This is a genomic window from Pontibacter russatus (genome assembly GCF_009931655.1).
Lineage (GTDB): Bacteria > Bacteroidota > Bacteroidia > Cytophagales > Hymenobacteraceae > Pontibacter > Pontibacter russatus.
Map to the genome: position 1 here is coordinate 4,074,298 of NZ_CP047984.1, position 22,304 is coordinate 4,096,601.

At 55.8% G+C, this 22,304-nt stretch carries 18 protein-coding genes; 10 read left to right on the forward strand and 8 right to left on the reverse strand.

Going from position 1 to position 22,304, the window contains the following annotated elements; translation table 11 throughout:
* Nucleotides 1–222 precede the first annotated feature (222 nt).
* From GSQ62_RS16895 to GSQ62_RS16915, 5 genes are all read left to right on the forward strand, one after another.
* Nucleotides 223–1,341, forward strand: a complete 1,119-nt coding sequence (locus tag GSQ62_RS16895; protein WP_161890605.1) for a fatty acid desaturase family protein — start codon at nt 223–225, stop codon at nt 1,339–1,341.
* Nucleotides 1,342–1,552: 211 nt separating this feature from the next.
* The gene (locus GSQ62_RS16900; RefSeq protein WP_161890606.1) at nt 1,553–2,083 is read left to right on the forward strand and encodes a GNAT family N-acetyltransferase; all 531 of its coding nucleotides are present in this window, start codon (nt 1,553–1,555) and stop codon (nt 2,081–2,083) included.
* A gap of 72 nt (nt 2,084–2,155) precedes the next feature.
* Entirely contained in the window at nt 2,156–3,142 is a 987-nt protein-coding gene (locus tag GSQ62_RS16905; RefSeq protein ID WP_161890607.1) for a YpdA family putative bacillithiol disulfide reductase, read from the forward strand.
* A 70-nt stretch (nt 3,143–3,212) separates the two neighbouring features.
* Nucleotides 3,213–3,863 carry an NAD(P)-dependent oxidoreductase gene (locus tag GSQ62_RS16910; protein ID WP_161890608.1) on the forward strand — a complete coding sequence of 217 codons (651 nt, stop codon included), beginning with the start codon at nt 3,213–3,215 and terminating at the stop codon, nt 3,861–3,863.
* A gap of 467 nt (nt 3,864–4,330) precedes the next feature.
* Nucleotides 4,331–5,671, forward strand: coding sequence for a DEAD/DEAH box helicase (locus GSQ62_RS16915; RefSeq protein ID WP_161890609.1), 1,341 nt, complete (start codon nt 4,331–4,333; stop codon nt 5,669–5,671).
* Between the two features lie 203 nt (nt 5,672–5,874).
* Here GSQ62_RS16915 and GSQ62_RS16920 read toward each other — a convergent pair whose 3' ends face one another.
* Entirely contained in the window at nt 5,875–6,774 is a 900-nt protein-coding gene (locus tag GSQ62_RS16920; protein ID WP_161890610.1) for a DMT family transporter, read from the reverse strand.
* A 70-nt stretch (nt 6,775–6,844) separates the two neighbouring features.
* Between GSQ62_RS16920 and GSQ62_RS16925 the strand changes: the two genes are divergently transcribed.
* Both GSQ62_RS16925 and GSQ62_RS16930 read left to right on the forward strand, forming a co-directional pair.
* Nucleotides 6,845–7,999: an AI-2E family transporter gene (locus GSQ62_RS16925; RefSeq protein WP_161890611.1), complete on the forward strand. Its 1,155-nt coding sequence runs from the start codon at nt 6,845–6,847 to the stop codon at nt 7,997–7,999.
* An 86-nt stretch (nt 8,000–8,085) separates the two neighbouring features.
* On the forward strand, nt 8,086–8,607 hold the full coding sequence (locus tag GSQ62_RS16930) for a hypothetical protein (protein WP_161890612.1): 522 nt from the start codon (nt 8,086–8,088) through the stop codon (nt 8,605–8,607).
* 93 nt (nt 8,608–8,700) lie between these two features.
* Here the strand turns inward: GSQ62_RS16930 and GSQ62_RS16935 are convergent, their stop codons facing one another.
* The gene (locus tag GSQ62_RS16935; protein ID WP_161890613.1) at nt 8,701–9,999 is read right to left on the reverse strand and encodes a serine hydrolase domain-containing protein; all 1,299 of its coding nucleotides are present in this window, start codon (nt 9,997–9,999) and stop codon (nt 8,701–8,703) included.
* Nucleotides 10,000–10,223: 224 nt separating this feature from the next.
* Here GSQ62_RS16935 and GSQ62_RS16940 point away from each other — a divergent pair, with 224 nt between their 5' ends.
* The 3 genes from GSQ62_RS16940 (at nt 10,224) to GSQ62_RS16950 (ending at nt 14,680) form a co-directional block, all read left to right on the forward strand.
* Nucleotides 10,224–11,492 carry a replication-associated recombination protein A gene (locus GSQ62_RS16940; protein ID WP_161890614.1) on the forward strand — a complete coding sequence of 423 codons (1,269 nt, stop codon included), beginning with the start codon at nt 10,224–10,226 and terminating at the stop codon, nt 11,490–11,492.
* 291 nt (nt 11,493–11,783) lie between these two features.
* Nucleotides 11,784–13,547 carry a signal peptide peptidase SppA gene (sppA, locus tag GSQ62_RS16945; protein ID WP_161890615.1) on the forward strand — a complete coding sequence of 588 codons (1,764 nt, stop codon included), beginning with the start codon at nt 11,784–11,786 and terminating at the stop codon, nt 13,545–13,547.
* Between the two features lie 317 nt (nt 13,548–13,864).
* Nucleotides 13,865–14,680, forward strand: a complete 816-nt coding sequence (locus GSQ62_RS16950) for a purine-nucleoside phosphorylase (protein ID WP_161890616.1) — start codon at nt 13,865–13,867, stop codon at nt 14,678–14,680.
* A gap of 161 nt (nt 14,681–14,841) precedes the next feature.
* Here GSQ62_RS16950 and GSQ62_RS16955 read toward each other — a convergent pair whose 3' ends face one another.
* From GSQ62_RS16955 to GSQ62_RS16975, 6 genes are all read right to left on the reverse strand, one after another.
* Entirely contained in the window at nt 14,842–15,663 is an 822-nt protein-coding gene (locus tag GSQ62_RS16955) for a DUF4249 domain-containing protein (protein WP_161890617.1), read from the reverse strand.
* A complete protein-coding gene (locus tag GSQ62_RS16960) occupies nt 15,663–17,774 on the reverse strand; it encodes a TonB-dependent receptor (protein ID WP_237586733.1) in 2,112 nt (703 codons plus the stop codon). Before GSQ62_RS16960 ends, GSQ62_RS16955 begins: the two co-directional genes overlap by 1 nt.
* Nucleotides 17,723–17,986: a carboxypeptidase-like regulatory domain-containing protein gene (locus GSQ62_RS20905; protein WP_237586735.1), complete on the reverse strand. Its 264-nt coding sequence runs from the start codon at nt 17,984–17,986 to the stop codon at nt 17,723–17,725. Before GSQ62_RS20905 ends, GSQ62_RS16960 begins: the two co-directional genes overlap by 52 nt.
* 708 nt (nt 17,987–18,694) lie before the next feature.
* Complete coding sequence (locus GSQ62_RS16965) at nt 18,695–20,566, reverse strand: M61 family metallopeptidase (protein WP_161890618.1); 1,872 nt, start codon at nt 20,564–20,566, stop codon at nt 18,695–18,697.
* Between the two features lie 252 nt (nt 20,567–20,818).
* Nucleotides 20,819–21,325 carry a hypothetical protein gene (locus GSQ62_RS16970; RefSeq protein ID WP_161890619.1) on the reverse strand — a complete coding sequence of 169 codons (507 nt, stop codon included), beginning with the start codon at nt 21,323–21,325 and terminating at the stop codon, nt 20,819–20,821.
* Nucleotides 21,326–21,514: 189 nt separating this feature from the next.
* Nucleotides 21,515–22,270 carry a toast rack family protein gene (locus GSQ62_RS16975; protein ID WP_161890620.1) on the reverse strand — a complete coding sequence of 252 codons (756 nt, stop codon included), beginning with the start codon at nt 22,268–22,270 and terminating at the stop codon, nt 21,515–21,517.
* Nucleotides 22,271–22,304: the final 34 nt, after the last annotated feature.

Here is a 22,304-nt window from a genome sequence, read left to right on the forward strand (position 1 = left end):
AGTCGCTTAGAAACAACCAAGCTCCCGGATGCCGGGGTCGTATCAGGGGTCGCGTAACGGCGTTCGCCGCAAGGCCTTGCTTCTGAAGCTTCTGCCGTTGCCAGCACCCCGGAAGTTTCGCCTGAACATATACCGGCTTTGCCGGTTCCGTCACCGTACATTCCTGACTGAGCGATTTTTCTGCTGAAGGATCGTTCTCTTTTTTAACATCAAGCCTACTAAATGAAGCTTAAAGGCAAAGTAAAATTCGTCAGCAAAGACAAAAGCCTGTTTTTCCCGACGCTGCGCAAGCGCGTGGACACCTACTTCACAGAAAACAGCCTGCCCAAGACGGGCAGCAACCAGATACTGGCCAAGAGCATCATCCTGCTGCTTTTATATATAGTGCCTTTTGCGCTGCTGCTTGCTTTCACGCCTGCGCTGCGAGCCAGCCTGGTGCTGTGGCTTGTGATGGGCATCGGGGTTTCGGGCGTTGCCATGAGCGTGATGCACGACGCCAACCACGGCGCCTTCTCCAAAAGCAAAACCCTGAACTACCTGATGGCGCACTCTGTGAACCTGCTGGGGGCTTCCGCCTTTAACTGGAAACTGCAGCACAATATCCTGCACCACACCTATACCAACGTGGCGGAGATGGACGAGGACATAGACGACATGGTGTTCATGCGCTTCTCGCCGCACACCCACGTTCGGTTCTACCACAAGCTGCAGTGGGCGTATGCCTTCCTGTTTTACGGCCTGCTCACGCTTTACTGGGTGCTGCTGAAAGACTTTGTGCAGTTTTACCGGTATGTCAGGATTGGCGTCAACGCAAATTCAAAGGCACAGAACAGGGTAGCCTTCGCGAAGATACTGGCGTTTAAGGCGCTGTATTTCTTCTCCATCCTGGTGGCCCCGACGCTTTTGTTCGGCATCCCCTTCTGGGAGGTGCTGCTGGGCTTCCTGCTGATGCACTTCGTGAGCGGCATCATCCTCTCCACCATATTTCAACTGGCGCACACGGTGGAGGGCACAAGCCACCCGCTGCCCGGCACAAGCGGCGTTATTGAGAACGACTGGGCGATCCACCAGATGAACACGACGGCGAATTTCTCCCGAAAGAGCAGGTGGCTCTCGTGGTACGTGGGCGGGTTGAATTTCCAGATCGAGCACCACCTTTTCCCGCGCATCTGCCACGTGCATTACCCGGCCATCGCCGGCATTGTGAAAGAAACGGCCGCCGAGCACGGCATTCCTTACCTGGAGAGCGAGACGCTGGCGCAGGCCATACGCTCGCACCTGAGCACCCTGCACCGCTTCGGAAGGCTGCAGTTGCCCAACCTGAACGAGGTAATGGCATAAGCCAGTTTATAAATGATTTGGATGCGGCGGATGGTTTTACTCCCCGCCGCCGCTTTTATATATGGCTCAGGTATATATGGCCCAAGACCTCGCGGTGTCCGAAGGTCCCGTGAGCGTCTGCGCTACGAAGCTGCGGCATTTCCATCCAGACCTCACAGGACTTTCGGACACTGTGGGGTCTTTTGCGTAAATTGCAATCAGAAAAGCATATATGGCCAACATCCGAATCACGCCCTGCACCACCGCCGATTTATATACCCTCCAGGACATCGCCATCAACGCCTACGGCGACCATTACCTGTACCTCTGGTACGACGGCGGCAGGTGGTATATAGACAAGTGCTTCAGCGAAGCGGCGCTCAAAAAAGAACTGGAAGACCCGAACGCCGCCTTTTTCCTGCTATACCTGGGGGAGGAACTGGCAGGCTTCCTGAAGCTGAACATAGACAAAGCCTTAGAGGGCGGCGGCGCGGAGGAGAGCCTGGAACTGGAGCGGATCTACCTCACCAAAAGCGCCTCAGGCAAAGGCGTGGGCAGGCAGGCGGTGGCGTTTACGGTGGATTTTGCGCGGCAGCGGAACAAGCGCCTCATCTGGCTGAAGGCAATGGACAGCAGCAAATCCGTGGACTTTTACGAGCAGAACGGCTTTGAGAAATGTGGAACACACCACCTCGATTTTGAGGCGATGAAGCCGGAGTACCGCGGCATGTACGTGATGCAGCGCCTGCTGGAAGAAAATTAAAACCTTGGGCAGCCGTTACGTGTTGTAACAGTTATATATAAAAACACCGCAATAGCCTGAACTTTAGCAGCATTGGACAAACCACTCGACATACTCATCATCGGCGCGGGCCCCATCGGGCTGGCTTGCGGGCTGGAGGCGCAGCGCACGGGCCTCGATTACCTCATCATCGACAAGGGCACACTGGTCAACTCCATCTACAACTACCCCCTGAACATGACCTTTTTCTCCACCTCCGACAGGCTGGAGATCGGCGGCATCCCGTTTGTCTCCATCCACCCGAAGCCAAATAGAATGGAGGCGATGGAGTACTACCGCCGCGTAGCCGACTCCCAGCACCTGAAGGTACACCTGTTTGAGGAGGTGCAACAAATGGAGCCGGAGGGAGGCATATACCGCATCAGCACCAGCAAGGGGGAGTACCGGGCGCGGCACGTCATCATTGCCGTGGGATTTTACGGCATCCCGAACATGCTGCACATCCCTGGCGAGGATCTCCCAAAAGTACGGCACTACTACTTCGACCCGCACTATTACTTCCGCCAGAAAGTGGTGGTGGTGGGTGCCAACAACTCCTCGGCGGACGCCGCCCTGGAAACCTGGCGCAAGGGGGCGGACGTGACGATGGTGGTGCGCGAGCCAACGCTGGGCCGCATCAAGTACTGGACCAAGCCTGACCTGGAGAACCGCATCAAGGAAGGCTCCATCAAGTGCTATTTCTCCTCCAGGCTCACCGAAATCCGGGAAGGGGAGGTGGATATACAGACGCCGGAAGGCAACATCACCCTTGAAAATGATTTTGTGCTGGCCATGACGGGCTACCAGCCTGACTTCAGCTTCCTTGAGAAGATAGGAGTAATGTTATCGGATGACAACAAACGCTACCCGCAGCATGACCCGGAGACAATGGAAACCAACCTGCCCGGCGTATACCTGGCGGGCGTCATCTGCGGCGGCATGGACACGCACGTCTGGTTTATCGAGAACTCGCGGGAGCATGCTGTTAAGATTGTGAAGCACATCAGCGAAGCTGGAAAAGCGCAGCCACCACAGGTTTAAATGATTGCTGTAACCAAATGCAGCCGAAACCATATATAACCGGAGCAAACACAACCGAACCTTATATAACATGAGAATAGCCATTATAGGTGCCAGCGGAAACATCGGCTCCAGAATTACCCAGGAGGCCCTGAGCAGGGGGCATGACGTCACGGCCATTGTCCGCAACCCGGAGAAGGTGACGGAGGAAAGCGTGAGCCTGACCGTGAAGGAGGGCGATGTGCTGGATGTGGCCGAAATGGCCAGCCTGCTGAAGGGCCACGATGCCGTGGTGGTGTCGTACAGTCCGGGCTGGGAGCCGGGCACCGACTTCAGCCAGCACGTGGAGGTGGCCCAGAAGGTGCTGCAGGCCACGAAAGAGGCCGGCGTAAAGCGTATACTGAACGTGGGCGGCGCAGGCAGTCTGTACGCTGACCCCGAGCACGGCATTCAACTGGTGGACACGGAGGAGTTTCCGGAGGCCTGGAGAGGCGGCGCGGCCGCCCAGCGCGACTCGCTGGAGGTATATAAGCAAGAGCAGGAACTGGACTGGACCTTCCTGAGCCCCGCCATTGTCATTGAGCCGGGCGAGCGCACCGGCAAGTTCCGCTACAACACCGACAGCCCCGTGTTTGACGAGCGGGGTGAAAGCAGGATATCGCGGCAGGACTTTGCCGTGGCTGTGCTGAACGAGTTGGAAGAGCCGCACTACATCCGGCAGCGCTTCACGGTGGGGTACTAAGCACCCCGTAACCATATATAGCTACCGGCGCAACCTGCCGGAAGGCACCACCCCGGCCTTGTCATCCAGACGAGGCCGGGGTGGTGCCTTTATGTCTTACGCAGCTCATGCACGCCCGCGCCCTATATGATTCCCCATCAGGCGCGGGATATGCTTCTGCAGCAAATAAAATTGCACTCGGAGTATATATGATACAGCACAAAGCAGACGCGAAACAGCCTTTTGCGCCTATAATGCATTCCTGCCGCCGAAATGAGCTGTAGGATATGAAGAGGCATTCGCGTACCTTCGTGTTCTTCAACAGCAAAATAGAACTATATCTCCGTTTTATGAGTTGAGGTTGAAACACAGGTCGGGAATGGCCCTTGTGCCTATATAAACCTATCAGAGGCACTCTTCAGATTCCGGCCAATTCACCGCAAAGGCAGCGCACAAAGCGTTGCGCGGTTTCTTTCAAAAACCAATTAATGACATTCGAGCATCTTAACCTCATTGAGCCAATCCTAAAAGCTCTTAAAACAGAAGGATACACGACCCCCACCCCCATCCAGGAAAAGTCCATACCGCTCATACTCCAGAAAAGAGACATCCTGGGTTGTGCCCAGACGGGAACCGGTAAAACGGCCGCCTTCTCTATTCCAATCCTGCAACTGCTGTCTGAGAGCAGCGCGCAGCAGGAGCGGGGACCACGCAAAATCAAAGCGCTCATCCTGACGCCGACACGCGAGCTTGCCCTGCAGATTGCCGACAGCCTGACAGCCTACGGAAAGCACACTAACCTGAAGCACACGGTCATTTTTGGAGGTGTTTCGCAGCACCCGCAAACCACTGCCTTGCGTGCCGGCATTGATATACTGGTGGCCACGCCGGGCCGTTTGCTCGACCTGATGGCACAGAAATATGTACACCTGAGCCAGATCGAGATGTTCGTGCTGGACGAGGCCGACCGCATGCTGGACATGGGCTTTATAAACGATGTGAAGAAGGTGCTGAAAGTGTTGCCGGAGAAAAAGCAGACGCTGTTCTTCTCGGCCACCATGGCCCCTGAAATCAAGAAACTGGCCGACACCATACTGGTGAACCCGGCGCAGGTGGAGGTGACACCGGTTTCTTCTACCGCCCACACCATCAAGCAGGCGGTGTATTATGTGAAGAAGGGGGATAAAAAGAACCTGCTCATTCACCTGCTGAAGGACGGCGCTATTGACCGCGCCCTGGTATTTACCCGCACCAAGCACGGCGCCGACCGCGTGGCCCGCGATGTGAGCAAGGCCGGTGTGCAGGCGGAGGCCATCCACGGTAACAAATCGCAGAATGCGCGTGTGCGTGCGCTCAACAACTTCAAGAACAGCCAGACGCGTGTGCTGGTGGCAACAGATATCGCCGCCCGCGGCATTGATGTGGACGACCTTTCGCACGTGATTAACTACGAGCTGCCGAACGAGCCGGAAACCTACGTTCACCGCATCGGGCGCACAGGCCGGGCGGGAGCCAGCGGCGTGGCCCTGTCGTTCTGCGACGGCGAAGAGACTTCTTACCTGGTGAGCATCCAGAAGCTGATCTCCAAATCAGTGCCTGTGATTGACAACCACCCGTACCCGATGACGGCCAAAGACTTCGCCGAGGCGGCCAGCACCGCAAAGCAGCAGAAAAAAGGCGGCGGCGGTGGAGGCAGGCGTCCTTCCGGTGGCGGTGGCAGACCAGCAGGCGGCCCGCGCAATGGTGGCGGCAACAGCCAGGGCAACCGCAACGCCGCGCCCCGAAGCGAGAACCGCAACCGAAACAGCTTCGCCAAGTCGAACTACTAAAACTGCTTATAGCAGATACTATAAAGTCCTGTCGGTGCTAAACCGGCAGGACTTTTTTTGTCTGAATCAGGATTTGCAGGATTTCAGGACGATACAGACCTCGCAGCGTGCGCAGCTCCTGCGAGCGTCTGGCTATATATAGCTGTGGCCTTTGGCGCAGACACTCGCGGGACCTTCGGACACCGCGAGGTCTTTGGGTGAGCCTAAACTCCTTTGCCCAGGTTCTGCCGGGTCCGGCTCACCATATATACCCCGGCAAAAATCAGCAGCGCATACAGGCCTTTTTGCAGTGTGAACATGTCTTTCCCGAAAGTTATCGCAATGAGGATGGCGAGCACGGGCTGCAGGTATATATAGGCGCCCACCAGCGACGGGTTGGCATAGCGCAGCGCCCATGTGTTGAGCAGGTACGCCAGGATAGTGACCGCCAGCACCATGAACGCAATGGCCAGCCAGATGGAGATGGGAAATGTTTCGTAGTTGGGCGTGAGCAACTGCTGCCAGCCAAAGGGCACCACGATGGCAGCGCCTACCGCAAATATGCGGCTGACGACAGTGATGGCTTTGTATCTCTGCATCAGCGGTTTTACCAGCACCAGGTACATCCCGAAAGAGACGGCATTCAGGACAATCAGCAAATCGCCCAGCATGTTGCCGGTGGCGCTCTCACCGCCCGATTGGCTGATGAGGAGCAGGGCGCCCAGGCAGGCCACCGCGATACCGGCTGCCTTGCGCCAGCCCACGCTTTCCCGCAGCAGTAGCGCCGAGAACAAGAGCACCGCCACCGGGCTGATGACCATTAGCAGCGCCGCGTTGATGGGCGCCGTTAAGTTGAGTCCCCCGAAAAAGCAGAGCTGGTTGATGGCAATGCCCGTCACGCCGCAGGCAACGGAGCGCAGGTTGTCTGCCCGCCCCACGATCTTCTCCTTCACCACCAGCCTCGAAAAAACGCCAAAAAACAGCGCCGCCGACACCACCCGGATTACAATCAGCCCGAACGGGCCCACATAAAACGGCATCACCTCTTTGGCGATGCTGTAGTTGCTCCCATATATCAGCGCCACCAGAAACAACGCCCCATGCACCTGCACTTGCTTATTCATGGCGCAAAGGTAAGTGCTTTTGCGCTGGGGCCGTATATAGGGGCATTATGAAAGCTATGCTGATAAAATTATGATAGATAAATTACCGCTGACAGTAAGGAGATCGATTGAGCTGATGGGCCTTTTCTTCCTGGGCTGGCTCATTGTGCTGGGGAAGGGGATACTGGCCCCGTTGCTCATGGCTTTTTTCCTGGGCATCATGCTGCTGCCCATTTTTCGTTTTTTCAGGTCGAAGCGATTGCCGGAGTCGCTGGCGATTGGCATCAGCCTGCTGGCCCTTATCCTCGTGTTGGGACTCATTATCTGGTTTTTCTCCTATCAAATCAGCAACCTGGTGTCTGATTTCCCGGTTATCCAGAAAAACGTGACGCAGCACCTCAAGGCCCTCAGCGCCTGGATTGAAGACATCTCCCCGATATCCACCGAGGAGCAGACAAGCTTCATAAGCGAGCAAAGCAGCAAGATACTAAGCTATGCCGGCAACATGCTCAGCGGGGCGGCCCTGTCCATCACGGGCATATTTGTTTTCCTGGGTCTGGTGCCCATCTATATCTTTCTGCTGCTCTTCTACAAAAACCTCCTGCTGCGCTTTGTCTTTTTCTGGTTCCCACCCGAAAACCACGAGAAGGTGGAGGGAGCCATGCGCGAGATGGAAGTCATCATCAAAAGCTACCTCTTCGGCCTCCTGATCCAGATCAGCTATATCACCGTGCTGCTCGGCGGCATCCTGATGATTGTCGGCATCAAGCACGCGCTGCTGATCGGGGTGATATTCGCCTTTCTGAACCTGATCCCATACGTGGGCGCACTGATCGGCAACATCATCGGGGTGCTGATCACGCTGGCTTCCTCGTCGGAGCTTTGGCCCATCGTCACGGTGCTGGGCGTGATAGCGGCGGTGCAGTTCCTGGACAACAACATCCTCATGCCGCGCATTGTCGGTTCTAAAGTGAAGATAAATGCGCTGGCCTCCATTGTCGGGGTGATTGTGGCCGGGGAGATTGCGGGCGTGGTGGGAATGTTCCTGTCGCTGCCGATCATCGCCGTCCTCAAAATCATATTCGACCGGACGGAGCGGTTCAGGCAGTGGGGCGTCCTGTTCGGCGACGAGCGCCCTTCCCGCAGCCCGATGGAAGTGCCCGCCCTGCGGCAGGACGATGAACGGGTGGACCGGCAATTGGAGCAGGAAAACAAAATTGAACCAACAGACAGAACCAAAGGCTGATGTTATGATGGGGGTGGGTGGCAGAGAGGCTTGTTATATATGGGAACAGAAGTTATGTTTATATGCCGGTTATGCCAGAGCCAAGTATGAAGAAAGCCTTTACTGTATTACTTCTACTTCTTTTCCCTTTGCTCCACTATGGGCAATCAGCTACAGGTAAAAAGTATGATGAAGAACAAATTTGTCAGCAGTTCGAAGCTGCAACTTCATACTTATCTGAAACAAAGAAATTCAAAGAGAATAAAATTAGAGTAGACACTTTAATCAGAGACGGGTGGGGCTATGGGTATTTTGCAAATGCATACGTGGCTAAGAAACTCAATGTAGCGGTTAAAGATGTTTACAACCAAGACAGTAATGAGATAGGAAAAGTCTATGCATCGTTCGATGGAAAAGCATACTTGTCTGGAAGTAATATGAATGCCAATTGCTTCTCAAACACCCGTAAGCCTAACACCTTGATTTCAAAATTAGACAGTGATACAATACTCTTGCGCATTACAACCAGCAGGCTCGGGAAAGAAGGTGCGGCAGGAAGTATGTACCTATTCTTTTTTGATGAGAAGAACAATGTGGAGTCTGTTCATGAAACCCCTTGGATAGAATGAAAAATCTCTTGGTACAACGCGGCTCAGGCTTCAGCCTCGGTTCAGCCTCATTCATAGCCTGTACTAAATGTTCTACATAGCCAAAGGCAAAAGCTACTCCTCAGCAAGCTTTGAGTCTGTAATCGCCTGGTATACCAGCACCCGGAATTTATCGCTCAGGTCGCCGTAGCTGTTCGGGAATTTGTTGGTGTAAAGCAGGGCCACCACGTTTTCTTCCGGGTCTACCCAGTAGGTGGTGCCGAAAATGCCGCCCCAATCGTAGGTGCCCTCTGAAACCGGTAATTTGGCCGCGCCTTTTTCGGTGGTAATGCTGAAGCCCAGCCCGAACTTATTATCCCCCATGTTCACGTCTCCGATCTGGTTAGTCGTCATCAGGCGCACTGTTGTCGGGCTCAGCAGGCGGCGGCCATTGTACTCCCCGTTGTTCAGCAGCATCTGCAGGAACACGGCATAATCATATACGGTGGAAGACAGCCCTGCCCCTCCGGAGAAATAGGAGCCGTTCACTTTCGGGAAATCAGGTGCTTGCCTGCCCTGCGCAGGCACAGCCTGCAGACTCTTGTTCTGCCCCTCGGTATATAGCTTCACCAGGCGGTTCTCCTTTTCGTCGGGCAGGTAAAACCAAGTGTCCTTCATGCCGAGCGGCTCGAAAATACGCGCCCTGAAAAACTCATTCAGCGGCTGCCCCGAAACAACTTCAATCAGGTGCCCCAGCACATCGGTGTTCAGACCGTAGGTAAAACGCTCGCCCGGCTGGTGTACGAGCGGCAACTTCCCAAGCGCCGTGATAGTCTCGGACAGCTTGCCCATGGGTGTGCCGATGCCGCTCGATATCTTGCCCTTGGCATATATGGCTACCGCCTCAGGGCCCCCGATGCCGGGGTACCCGATGCCGGAGGTGTGGGTGAGCAGGTCGCGGATGGTGATTTCCCGGTTCGCCGGCACCGTGGTATAAGTCGTGTCCTGCTTGTTGAAGGTGTCCAGCACCTGCGGCTTCCGGAAGGCGGGAATGTATTTCGAGATGGGATCGTCCAGCAGGAATTTTCCCTCCTCATACAGCATCATCACGCCTACGCTGGTGATGGCTTTGGTTTGGGAGGCAATCCGGAAAATGTCGTCGCGGTCCAGTTTTGTTTTTGCCTCCGCATCATCAAACCCTACACTTTTATAGTAAACTATTTTCCCGTCGCGGGCAATCAGCGCCACGGCACCGGGTATGTAGTTTTTGTCCACATACTCCTGCAGCACCCGGTCCAGGCGTTGCAGCCTGTCGGCGCTCATGCCCGCTTTCTCGGGTTTCGCCTCCTGCAAAACACTCGGGTTCGGTTTCTGGGCAAACGTGGTGCTGAGGCACAGGCAAAGCGCCAGCGTGAAGGTAAATTTATATAGCATGCAGCTTTTATGGAGTTGAGGATTGCGTAGTAAGTTAAGCAGAATCAGCAGATATAAAATAGAAATTTGATGATGCTGTACACCGACCATTTAAGCAGGCTTCTGCTTTGCTGCCATACCCGGTTTGAGTTCCTTCCGGGGAGAAGAAGGGGATATAGATTCTACCTCTTTGCCGCCAAATCCGTAGCTTTGTCTTACACCGAACCCGGAGTTTTAGATAGCCGATGAACCACCCGAACATACCCCTTGCCGAGCGCATGCGCCCCCACAACCTGGACCAGTACTACGGCCAGAAGCACCTCGTTGGCCCCAACGGCATCCTGCGCCGCTATATAGAGGGGGGCGTGATACCGAGCATGATTCTGTGGGGACCGCCGGGTGTGGGCAAAACCACGCTGGCCAACATCATTGCCAACCAGATGAAGGTGCCGTTTGTGGCCCTCAGCGCCATTAACTCCGGCGTGAAGGACATACGCGAGGTGATTGAGCAGGCCCGGAAGCGGCAGGGCACGGTGCTGTTTATCGACGAGATCCACCGCTTCAACAAGTCGCAGCAGGACGCGCTGCTGGGCGCTGTGGAGAAAGGCACCGTGACGCTGGTGGGCGCCACCACCGAAAACCCCTCGTTTGAGGTGATCTCGGCTTTGCTGTCGCGCTGCCAGGTATATATCCTCAAGCACCTGACGAAGGACGAACTGATAGAACTGGTAGACAAGGCCCTGGAGCAGGACGAGTGGATCCGGCACCGCAACGTGCGGATAGAAGAGTACGAGGCGCTGCTGACCATATCGGGCGGCGACGCGCGCAAACTGCTGAACCTGCTGGAGATTGTGGCCGAAGCCGTGACAGGCGACGAGGTGGTGCTGACCAATGACCTGGTGAAGCAGGTGGCGCAGCAGAACATCGTGATGTACGACAAGTCGGGCGAGATGCATTATGACCTGGTGTCGGCCTATATAAAGTCTATCCGTGGCTCCGACCCGAACGCGGCCGTGTACTGGCTGGCCCGCATGATAGAGGGCGGCGAAGACCCCAAGTTCATCGCCCGCCGGTTGCTCATCGCCGCCTCCGAAGACATCGGGCTGGCCAACTCCAACGCGCTGCTGATGGCCACGTCCTGCTTCCAGGCGGTGCAGATGATTGGCTATCCCGAGGCGGAGATCATCCTGTCGCAGTGTACGGTATACCTGGCCACCTCGCCCAAGAGCAATGCCTCCTACAAGGCCATCAAGCAGGCGCGGGCGCTGGTGCAGCAAACGGGCAACCTGCCGGTGCCGCTGCACATCCGCAACGCGCCCACCAAACTGATGAAGGAAATCGGCTACGGCAACAACTACAAATACGCCCACGACTACGAAGGGAATTTCGTGCCCCAGGAGTTTATGCCGCAGGAGCTCAGCAGCACCGCCTTCTACCAGCCCGGCCAGAACGGACGCGAAAACGAGATGCGCAAGCAACTGCAGGCGCAGTGGGGAAAAAAATATAATTATTAGTTATGAGTTAGAGAGTTAAACAGTTAGAAAGTTTAGGAGTTAGAAAGCGGAATTGCTTTCAATTTTTGATGAAGCAATATCAACAGGTTATATATAGCAATACGAGCCTGAGAACAAAACTTAACTTAGTTCTACTTTTAACTTTCTAACTTCCAAAGTTGGTCTATAAAAAGGCGTGGTTGGTCGAGAAGGTGGGGCCGGGCGGAACAAATTGCCTTATTTTTGTATATTGCTTAGAGGGTGCGTATATATCCTCCTTAAAATCCGTACAATTACTAATATAGATAGAACATGCTGAGTTTTCTGAAATATGTGCTGGGCACCATTGTGGGCCTGTTCATATTCTTCTTTATCGGGTTCCTGATCCTGTTGGGTATTGCCGCCAGCACCGCCTCCTCCGACGAGATAACCCTCACGGAAAGCTCCGTGCTGGAACTGAAGCTGGACAAGCCCATTTCGGAGCGCGACCCGGATAACCCGCTGGCGGAGCTGGGCTTCGCGTTCGGCTCGCTGTCCAGCACCGACGGGCTGGACCAGATAAAAGCAGCCATCCGCCGCGCCAAAACCGACGACAACATCGAGGGTATTTTCCTGAACATGACCTTTGTGGATGGCGGCATGGCGAAACTGGAGGAGATCCGCAACGAGCTGATTGCGTTCAAAAAGTCGGGCAAGTTTTTGGTGTCCTATACTGACCTGTCGACGGAAAAAGCCTATTACCTGGCCTCTGTGGCTGACAAAATCTACCTGAACCCGATGGGCACGATAGAGTTTAACGGCATGAGCTCGGAGCTGTACTTCTTCAAGCGCATGCTCGACAAACTGGGCATCGAGGCGCAGATATTCAAGGTGGGAACCTACAAAAGCGCCGTGGAGCCGTTCTTTCTGGAGCAGGCCAGCGAGGCCAGCAAAGAGCAGCTGAACTCCTTCCTCAACTCCATCAACGATTTCCAGCTAAAGCAGATTGCCGAAGCGCGCGGCGTGGAGGTGGCAGAGTTGAAGAATGTGCAGGACAGCCTGCTGGTGCGCGACCCGGAAGACGCCAAAAAGTATGGGCTGATAACGGACATCGGTTATTACGACGAGGCCATCGGCTTTATGAAAGAGAAAACCGGCATTGAAGAAGCCGAGGAGATAGAACTGGTGCCGCTCGACACCTACAAAAAGGTAAAAGGCAACGAAGCGATAAGCACGTCTAAAAACCGCATCGCCGTTATATATGCCGAGGGCGACATCGTGGACGGGGAAGGCGATCAGGATAACATCGGCAGCAGCCGCTTTGCCGAGGCGCTGCGCGACGCCCGCCTCGACGAGGACGTGAAGGCGGTGGTGCTGCGCATCAGCTCACCGGGTGGCAGCGCCCTGGCCTCCGACGTGATCTGGCGCGAGGTGCAGCTCACTAAGGCGAAGAAGCCGGTGATTGCCTCCATGTCGGATGTGGCTGCCTCCGGCGGCTACTATATCGCCATGGGCTGCGATACGATTGTGGCCCACCCCAACACCATCACGGGCAGCATCGGGGTGTTCGGAATCATTCCCAACATGCAGGGCTTCCTGAACGATAAGCTGGGCATCACCGTGGACCACGTCAGCACCGGCCAGTTTTCAGACATGCCCACCGTCACCCGCCCCATGACGCCGCAGGAGGAGGAGATTGTGCAGACGCAGATAGACCAGATATATGACACCTTCACCAGCAAAGCCGCCCAGGGGCGTGATATGAGCCAGGACCAGTTGAAGGAGTATGCCTCCGGCCGGGTGTGGTCGGGGATAGAGGCGAAGCAGCGCAACCTCGTGGATGCATATGGCGGCCTGGAGGAAGCCATCGCCATTGCGGCTGAAAAAGCCAACGTGGAGGACGATTACCGCCTGAAGGCGCTGCCTGCCCGCAAATCCTTTTTCGAAGAGATGTTCAGCGGCTTCGGTGCGCAGGCCAAAGAAGAGTCCATCAAAGCGGAACTTGGCGAACTGTACCCATATTACAAGCTGTACAAAAAAGTAAGCAACCTGCATGGCGTGCAAGCCCGCCTGCCGTACGACCTGCGCCTGGAGTAATTTTGAATGAGTGAATGAGTGAATGAGTGAATTTTGAATAACTGAATTTTGAATAAATTAATCTGGGAGATGCTTTGATGGTGTAAAATCTGTTGAAGCATATATAGAACCCATATATAAACCATAGAACCGCCTCCGGATATTTTATCCTGAGGCGGTTTTTGTTTTACGGCAATGCTATTTTTCGCAATTTTGCCCACTGAAATGAATTGCAGCAATTCACTCCTGCGCAACAGGAACACTCCTTCATTCAACACTCAGTTATTCAAAATTCACTCATTCAAAATTCACTCAATCACTCATTCAAAATTAAAGATATGATGCAGCTCTTGGAGGCCTCCACTCAATATATACAAGAAAAGACAAACGGCTTTGTGCCGGAGTTCGGCATCATACTGGGCACGGGCCTGGGGGCGCTGGTGAAGGATGTAGAAGTACAATATACATTGTCATACACTGATATCCCCAACTTCCCGGTGTCCACGGTGGAGAGCCACTCGGGCAAGCTGATACTGGGCCTGCTGGCTGGCCGGAAAGTGGTGGTGATGCAGGGGCGATTTCATTATTACGAAGGCTATTCCATGGAGCAGGTGGTGTTCCCGGTGCGGGTGATGAAGCTGCTGGGCGTGCAGCAACTGTTCGTGTCGAATGCCGGTGGTGGCCTGAACCCGCAGTTCAAGACCAGCGACCTGATGGTGCTGACCGACCACATCAACCTGCTGCCCGCCAACCCGCTGATAGGCAAGAATCTGGATGAACTGGGGCCGCGCTTCCCGGACATGAGCGAGGTATATGACGAGCGCCTGGTGCGCGAGGCCATGTTAGTGGCAGAGGACAAGGGCATCGTGCTGCAGGAGGGTGTTTACGTGAGCGTGCCGGGCCCGATGCTGGAGACAAAAGCGGAGTACCGTTACCTACGCACCATCGGCGCCGACGCGGTGGGCATGTCCACGGTGCCGGAGGTGATTGCGGCGCGGCATATGGACATGCCTGTGTTTGCTATATCGGTGATAACTGACATGTGTACCCCCGACAGAATCAGGAAAGTGGTGCTGGCCGATATTTTAGAGGCCGCTGCCCTGGCCGAGCCACAGATGACGATGCTCATCCGCGAAATGATAAGGAGAAGTTAGGGAGTTTGAGCGCCCAGACCTCGCGGTGTCTTTCAGACCCGCGAGCGTCTTGCCTGCTACAGGTAAAGACGGTTCAGGCAGGGCTTCGCTATCCCTCTGGAGTAGTTTTATATATAGCACGCCAAAAGCAAAGAGGGCGACTGATGGTGCCTGTTGCGCCGCTATTCAATGACCACCACTTTTCTATCGTAGGCGAGGTTCGTGAAGATGCCCAGCCCGCCCTGCACCGAGGAATGGATTTTGGAGGGCTGCGCAAACGGGTTTTTGTTCGCGTCCCGGGCATTCGAGGTGGAGGTTAAGAAATCGTAATACTGCTTCTCCATGTTGTAAAGTGTCACGATCACCGTGTCGCCGCTGTCGTACATGTACCCGGACCCGAAGGTGACGCGCTTGCCGTTGGTCAGGTTGTCGATGTTGCTTATATCCTGTTCTGATCCGTTGGTCAGGCTGTCGCGGTGGACCATATAGCGGTAATAGTTGTCGGTGCTGGCGTCGTCCTGGAAAGAGGTGAGCAGCAGTGCCTCTTCTTCCTCCCCCTCCGCCTTGTTAAAGCGCCATTCGATGGTGTCGATGGGCACCGCTGGCAGCAGGGTGGTGGAGCCCGTAATCATGCGGCCCCTGTCATCAGACACCTCTATGGTATACACGTCCCCGGGCACTCCCTCCACCTCCTCCGAGGAACTGTGGGTATATATGAAGCGGGTCAGCTCATCCATTTTAGGCTTGTACTCCAGCTCAATCCGGCGCCCGTTGTGGGTGATAAACACCTTGGAGTCCGGCACCAGCGGCGATATGGCCGGGTCGAAATAGCCGGAGCTCTCGTGTACGGCGACGCGGATCGGCTCGCCGGGCCGGAGGTAACCCTCCACCACCAACTGCGACTCATGGGCTGGCAGATCAATGTCTATGTCTTTGTCCAGGTCGCAGCCGGAGAGAGAGGCGGCAAGCGGCAGCAGGGCGTAGAAAAGGTGCTTGATATTCATCAGAACTTAAAATTGTAGGTAACAGACGGGATGATGGGAAACAGCGACACCTGCTTTGCCTGAAAGCCGACGACCTGTCTGGTCTCCTCATCCTTCAACTGGTCGAAATACACAAAGTACGGGTTGCGGCGGTTATATACGTTGTAAACGCTGAAGGTAAGGTCGGCCTCGCCGCGCCGCGGCCTCAGCTTCAGCACAGCGCTCAGGTCCAGGCGGTGGTAGGAGCTGAGCCGGTAGCCATTCCGGTCCTCATATATGGGCACAATGGAGGTGCCTTTCCCCTCCACATCCTGAAAGGCCATCCGGGCAGCCGGAATGGAGTAGGGGTTGCCGGAGCTGAACGTGAAAGCACCTGTCAGGCTCAGGCGTTTGCTCAGCTGGTGCAGCACCACCAGGCTCAGGTCGTGGCGCCGGTCGTAGCGCGTCGGGAACCAGCGCCCGTCGTTGATGTCGTCGAGGGTGTTGGCACCGTCGAACTTGCGGTAGGTCCAGGAGAGGGTGTAGCCCAACCACCCCGTGGTCTTGCCCTTTATCTTCTCCAGGTATATCTCGTTGCCATAGCTCCTCCCGATGCCGAACAGGAACTCCTTCTGCAGGCTGTCGTTCACAAACAGGTTGGCGCCTTCCCGGAAATCGAGCTGGTTGCGCATCCACTTGTAATAGACCTCATTGGTGAGCAGGTAGCGGCCCCGGCCAAACAGCTGGCTGAAGCCGAGGGCCACCTGTTGCGAACGCTGGGGTGCCACGTTCGCGGTGGAGGGGTACCAGACATCGGTGGGCAGGGAGGCGCCCGAATAAGCCACCAGGTGGATGTACTGCTTCATACTGGCAAAACTCGCCTTCAGCGAGGCATTCTCGGTGAGGTTGAACTTGGCGGCCACGCGCGGCTCCAGGGCCAGGTAAGTGGTGTCGCTGTGGAAGCCCGAGAGGCGCAGACCGTAATTAACCGACAGCCGCGCGTTTACCTCGTAATCGTCGGAGGCGTAGGCGCCGAACTCCACCCCGCCAAACGTGCTGCCTGCCCCAATGTCGAGGGTGCTGTCGGTGGCCTGGAAGTTGAGGCGGCCCACGGTGAAATGGTGGTGTGTGGCCTTGGCCCCGAACTTAATGCTGTGCCCGCCATCTACAAAAAGGTCGAAGTCCGTTTTAAAGGTATAGTCCCGGATGGCGGAGGTGAGGCTCAGCGCGAACACGTCTATCTCGTTCCGGATGCTGTACTGGTAGCGGCTGGTCTGGAGCGAGGTGGTGGCATATAGGCTGTTGTTGAACCTGTGGCGCCAGCGCAGGTTGCCCATGGTGTTGCCCCAGTCAAACCCGAATTTGAAGTCCTCGTCGTTGAACCCGAAAAAGTCGCGCCCGTAGTAGCCGCTCAGGGCCAGCTCGTCGTTCTCGCCGATTTTATAAGTCAGCTTGGCGTTGAGGTCGTAAAAGTAATAGTCGGGGATGGGGCTGAAGTCATCCCTGCCCTCGCTGAGGCGGTTTATCTGGCGCGTGAAAATGTCGGCATAGGTGCGGCGGCCGGATATTGCAAAGTGGAGCTTGTCTTTGAGAATGGGACCATCCACGGTCAGGCGCGAGGAGATAAGGCCAAGCCCGCCGGTTGCCCGGATGCCTTCGTTGTTGCCGTCGTTCAGCTTCACCTCCATCACCGACGACAGCCGGCCGCCGTACTGCGCAGGGAAGCCGCCTTTGAAGAGTTCCACGCTCTTCACGGCATCGGGGTTAAACACGCTGAAAAAGCCAAAAAGGTGCGAAGGGTTGTAGAGAACCGCATCATCCAGCAGCACCAGGTTCTGGTCGGGGCCGCCGCCGCGCACATACAGCCCCGAGGTGCCCTCCCCCCCGGACTGGACGCCCGGCTTTAGCTGCAGCACCTTCACCAGGTCCACCTCCCCGAACAGGGCGGGCAGCAGCTTCGCCTCGCGCGAGGTGAGCCGCTCCACGCTCATGCGGGTATCGTTCAGTTTCTGGCGCAGCGTGTTTGTCTCTACCTGCACCTCCCGCAACTCGGTGTTGGCGGGCTCCAGCGAGAAGTTGAGGCGCTGCTGCTCCTCGCCTGTTATGCGCACCTGCCGGGTGTAGGGGGTAAAGCCGAGGTAAGAGGCCTGCACCTTGTGTTCGCCTGGGGCAGCATCAGGGTGTAAAAGCCGTCTTCGTCTGTAACGGTGCCCAGGTTCAGCGCCGGGACCGCCACCGTGGCCCCTGCCAGCACCTCCCCGTCGTTGGTGGCCCTCACAATTCCGCGCACCACGGCCCTCTGGGCAAAGGCAGGCAGCGTAAGAGACAAAAACAGAAGCAGAAGCAGAAGGTGAGGAACGCGCATTGGGGCCGGGTGGTTTTAAAGGTGCTTGGCAGTGTAAAAGGGGTAACTTGTAATTTAACTATATATCTTTGTTAAAGTACACTTCTACATATATAAGTTGCAAATGGTTTTCATATGTGCTAAAATATGAAGCGCCGCAAACCAAGGAAGCCGCACCAGGGGCACGGCTTCTGAAATTAACACTCTAAAAATAAAATTGTTTAATCCTGGTCAGGCCATTGGATGCACAGCATGAAGAAGTATTCGCACTTGCGCTGCAGTAGCGCAGCTGTGGCCAAAGACCGGCCCTCCAAGCTTTTTCACAGCTGGCCTTTAAGTTTTTCACGGAGTTATTTATACTTAGCGGCGGTTTGTTTTCTGTCGCTGGTTGTTAGTTGTTGATTGCTGATTGTTAGATGGTTTAATGGTTAAATCAGCGATATCGGATTTATGTAGGACTTATGCACAGCCGCCCTTGCAGTGTCTTTTGACCAGCAGGCTGTTGGTGAGAACACGCAACAGCGGCGAGATAAAGCTAAGACATTGTGGGTTTGCTGACGTTTGCGTAAGTCCTGTCATATATGGCAGGGGCCGTAGCGGCCCGGTTTTTGTTGTTTTTATTCGCTGTAGGGTATTCTCTACCACAAGTTACCGCTGCGCTCAAGCTTGCTGTATAAATTAGCCACCCAACCATTCAACCATATAGCCATTTAACAATCAGCAATCAACCTATTCCTCGTTCAGCCAGGCGGCGCGGAGGGCTTTCTGCTCCGGCGTGGCATTCGGGTCCGGCTCCAGCACGTGCAGCTGGCGGCGCTCCACGGCAGTCACTTTCCCTTTCAGCTTCTTCTTTTTCAACTTGCCCCTGGCATTCGTGCGCCCCACCGTGATGGTGATTTTCCCGCCCGGTTTCATCTCCTGCAACTGCTCTCCAATCACTTCCCGCACGTTCAGCGGCGTGATGTCGGTGCCGTTCAGTTGCAGCAGCTGGTCGCCGGTTTTAAAGCCCATCTTCTTCCCGAACTCGTCCATATCAGCGGTTTCTGCCACGGTTATCTTGCCAGCCTCCTGGTCATAGCCCGGCACGAAACCGCCGTAGGAGATGACCTGCTCCGTGGCCTGCGGCTCGTAGCGGATGCCCACTTTCCGGAAAATTTCTTCCAGCGGCAGCGGCTCAGGGCCTTCCACATAGCGGGCGAAAAACTCCCGCACCTCCGGGTAGGTAAGCTCCGCGATTTTGTCAAACAGCTCCTCATCCCGGAAGGCATTGTCCTTGCCATAGGTTTTGGAGAGATCCAGCATCAGGTTGCGCAGGCCGTATTCCCCACCCGACAGGTCGCGCAGCGTCACGTCCAGCGCCAGGCCTATCAGGGCGCCCTTCTGGTACACGTTGCCATACTCCTCCTCGTGCTCGTCCAGCACCCCGGCGCTCATCTCCGTGAAGGGCAGCGTGTCGTTGTAGTAGGCTTTGGAGGTGATGATGTATTCCTGCAGCTTGTCAAGGTAGGTTTCCAGGTCGTACAGGTCTTCGTAGGCCTGCACATGCGAAGCGAAATACTCCGTCACGCCCTCGTACAGCCACAGGTGGTCCGACATTTTCGGATCGATGTAGTCGAAGTTGCCGATCTCCTCGGAGTGGATGCTCAGCGGCGTGACGATATGGAAAAACTCGTGCGCGGCCACGTCGCGGATGGTGCTGCTGAACTGCTCCTCCGGCATCTCCGGCAGGAAATACACGGAGGAGTAGGAGTGTTCCAGCGCGCCGTAAGAGCCGGACTTGCCCACGCGCTCCGGTACGTAGATGATGAAGGCATATTTCACCACGGGAAGCGTGCCACCCAGGTAGCTGCGCTGCGCCTCCAGGATGCTTTTCACGGTGGCGGCAACCGGCTCCGAGGTAACCCGGCCCGAGGGGGAGTAAACCGACACCAGCACCTCCGTGTTTCCCATGTCGATGATGGTGGTGTCGGGGCGGTTGTACATCAGCGGCGAGTCCGTCAGGTCCATATAGTCCGGCACAAGGAAGGTGTCGGAGGAGTCGGTGGAGGCGACGGCCTGCAGGGCGGTGGAGCCATAGAAGCCCGTGGGTTTGGTGATGTTCAGCTCGTAGGGCACCTGCTTCATGCCCTCAAAATAACCGACAAAGCCGAAGGTGTTCAGCAGGAAGTTCTTGTTGGCCTCGATGTTGGTGCCGCCGGGTTCAAACAGCACGTCCTCCCGTTTGGCCGCGTCAAAGGTGTCGTCCACCCAGTACGTAATCCTGTCAAGCTTCCGCGCGTTGCTGATCTGCCAGCGGTTGGTGTCCAGTTGCTGCACAGCCAGTTTGTTGCCCCTGGTGTCGTAAGCGGTGAAACCGGATATGAACTTGCCGAAGTCAGACACGGAGTAGGTGCCCGGCACAATTTTGGGCATGATGTATATAATCTCGTTCCGGGTGATGGCGGGGGCTTCCAGCGTCACGGGCACCCTGTCGTCTTTCACCTGCGTCAGGTCGATGGTGAAAGCGTAGCGGTCGGCGGCGCGTTCCTGCTGCCCGGCATAGCCGGAGACAGCAAGGCCCAGGCCCAAGGCAAGCAGCAAAAGTGTCTTTTTCAAGGTCATGTGTCAGGTTTAACGAATGGCGGCGGGCGCATGAACGGGCAGACTGCTGAGTTGTGAAAAGCATATACGCGCTTTACACGCATTCATGCGCTGTTCTTTCAGGCTCCGGGAGTGGCTGTCTTTGCAATTGCTGCGGCACGGCAACCTCCTTTCCTGCTAATATAGCTTTTCGGGCCATCAACGACACAGTTTTCCGACCAACCGACAGTTTTTATAGACGAAGGCGGCAATGCGCGCCTCCGGCACTTCGCCTTACCTGTGCAGGATTGCTGCTATTTCACTGGCTCCTGCCTGGCGGCACCGCTCCCCAATGCGCCGCGCCAGGCGCTTATATGAACTGGCGAACCGGTCCGATAGCTCGTTCACGTAACTGGCGTCGGGGTTGGATGCCTGCTCATTTATATATAAGCGGCGGGTGAGGCGGCTATATACCGCGTGTTTCTGTTCGGGGCTGCTGACCTGCAGCGGCTGGGTAACGTTGGGCGTGATGCGCTCTCTATATACCGTGCTCCGGGTGAGGGGAGCGCCGCCTGTCTGCGTCGCTTTATCGTGTCGATGGTGGTTTGTGCTGGTGCAGGAAGATGTTGCATCGTCTGCTTCGTGCTCGCATACATCTCCTTCAGCATAGGCTGTCTCCTGTGCGGTTAAATCCTCTCCTATAAAAAGATTGAGCACAGTAGTAGCCTCTGGCAAAGGAATGGTGAGGCTAATGGCGCTGACGGCGAGCGAGGTCAGGAAAACGGCTGGTGTACTTTTCATAGGTTTTATCTTTATTTTTAAAGATGTGGAAACAGCGGACTAGGTTGCTTCGGCAGCGTTTTAAATCTCTTTATTTACAGAAGGCTCCTCTTACAAGGGCAAATCTCTTGGCTTCTGAAAACTGCGCTGCCCGCATGGCACCACATAGCGGGCTGTTTATATATAGCCGTGTGCTTATCACTGCCGGGGTTACTTGTCCGGCAGCACACTGATGCTGCCCAGACCTCCGGCCACCGTAATGTCGATGACGTGCTTGCTTTTGCCTAGCGCCGCGTTCACGTAGGCGTTGCCCTCTTTCTGCAGGCCGTCCATGTTTCTGCTGCCCATGCCGCTGCTCTTCACGCGCACACCGGTTTCTTTGGGCACCCGGATGCGCACGTCCCCAATGCCCCCGGACACGTCCACATCCACGTCGTGGTCCCAGTTGCCCCGCAGGTCCAGGTTCACCTCGCCCACACCGGCATTCACGGTCACGTCACTTACCTTGCTGCCGCGCAAATCAATGTCGGAGCCCACGGCACCGGCGTCCAGGGTGAGTTTTCTGATATGGCTGTTCCGCAGGTTCAGCGTCGACTGGCCCGCACCCATTTTTATATATAAGTCGATGGGGGTGGTTTTGCTCAGGTTTATGTTCCACGCGTTCTTCGCGTTTTTGCCGTTGTTGTCAGCCTTCTCCTTTTGCCGGATGCTTACCTCCGGCTCGGTCTTGCTGTTGTTGCTGGTGAACACGGGCAGCCACGCCGCCATGGTGTACTGCACCTGCGCCTCCACCAGCGATGCCCCGTCGGCCTTCACCTGCAGTTCGCCCGCCGGTATCTCCAGCGTGACAGTGCCTTTTTTTGCGCCGCCCGCCGCCGCAGTTTTTTTAAACTCGTACTCCTGCTGCGCCAGCAGTGCCTGTAGTGGTAAGAAGAGGAGGAGTCCGAAAACCGTGATCTTTTTCATATGCCTTGTATAAGTGTGAAATCAGCCGTTTATA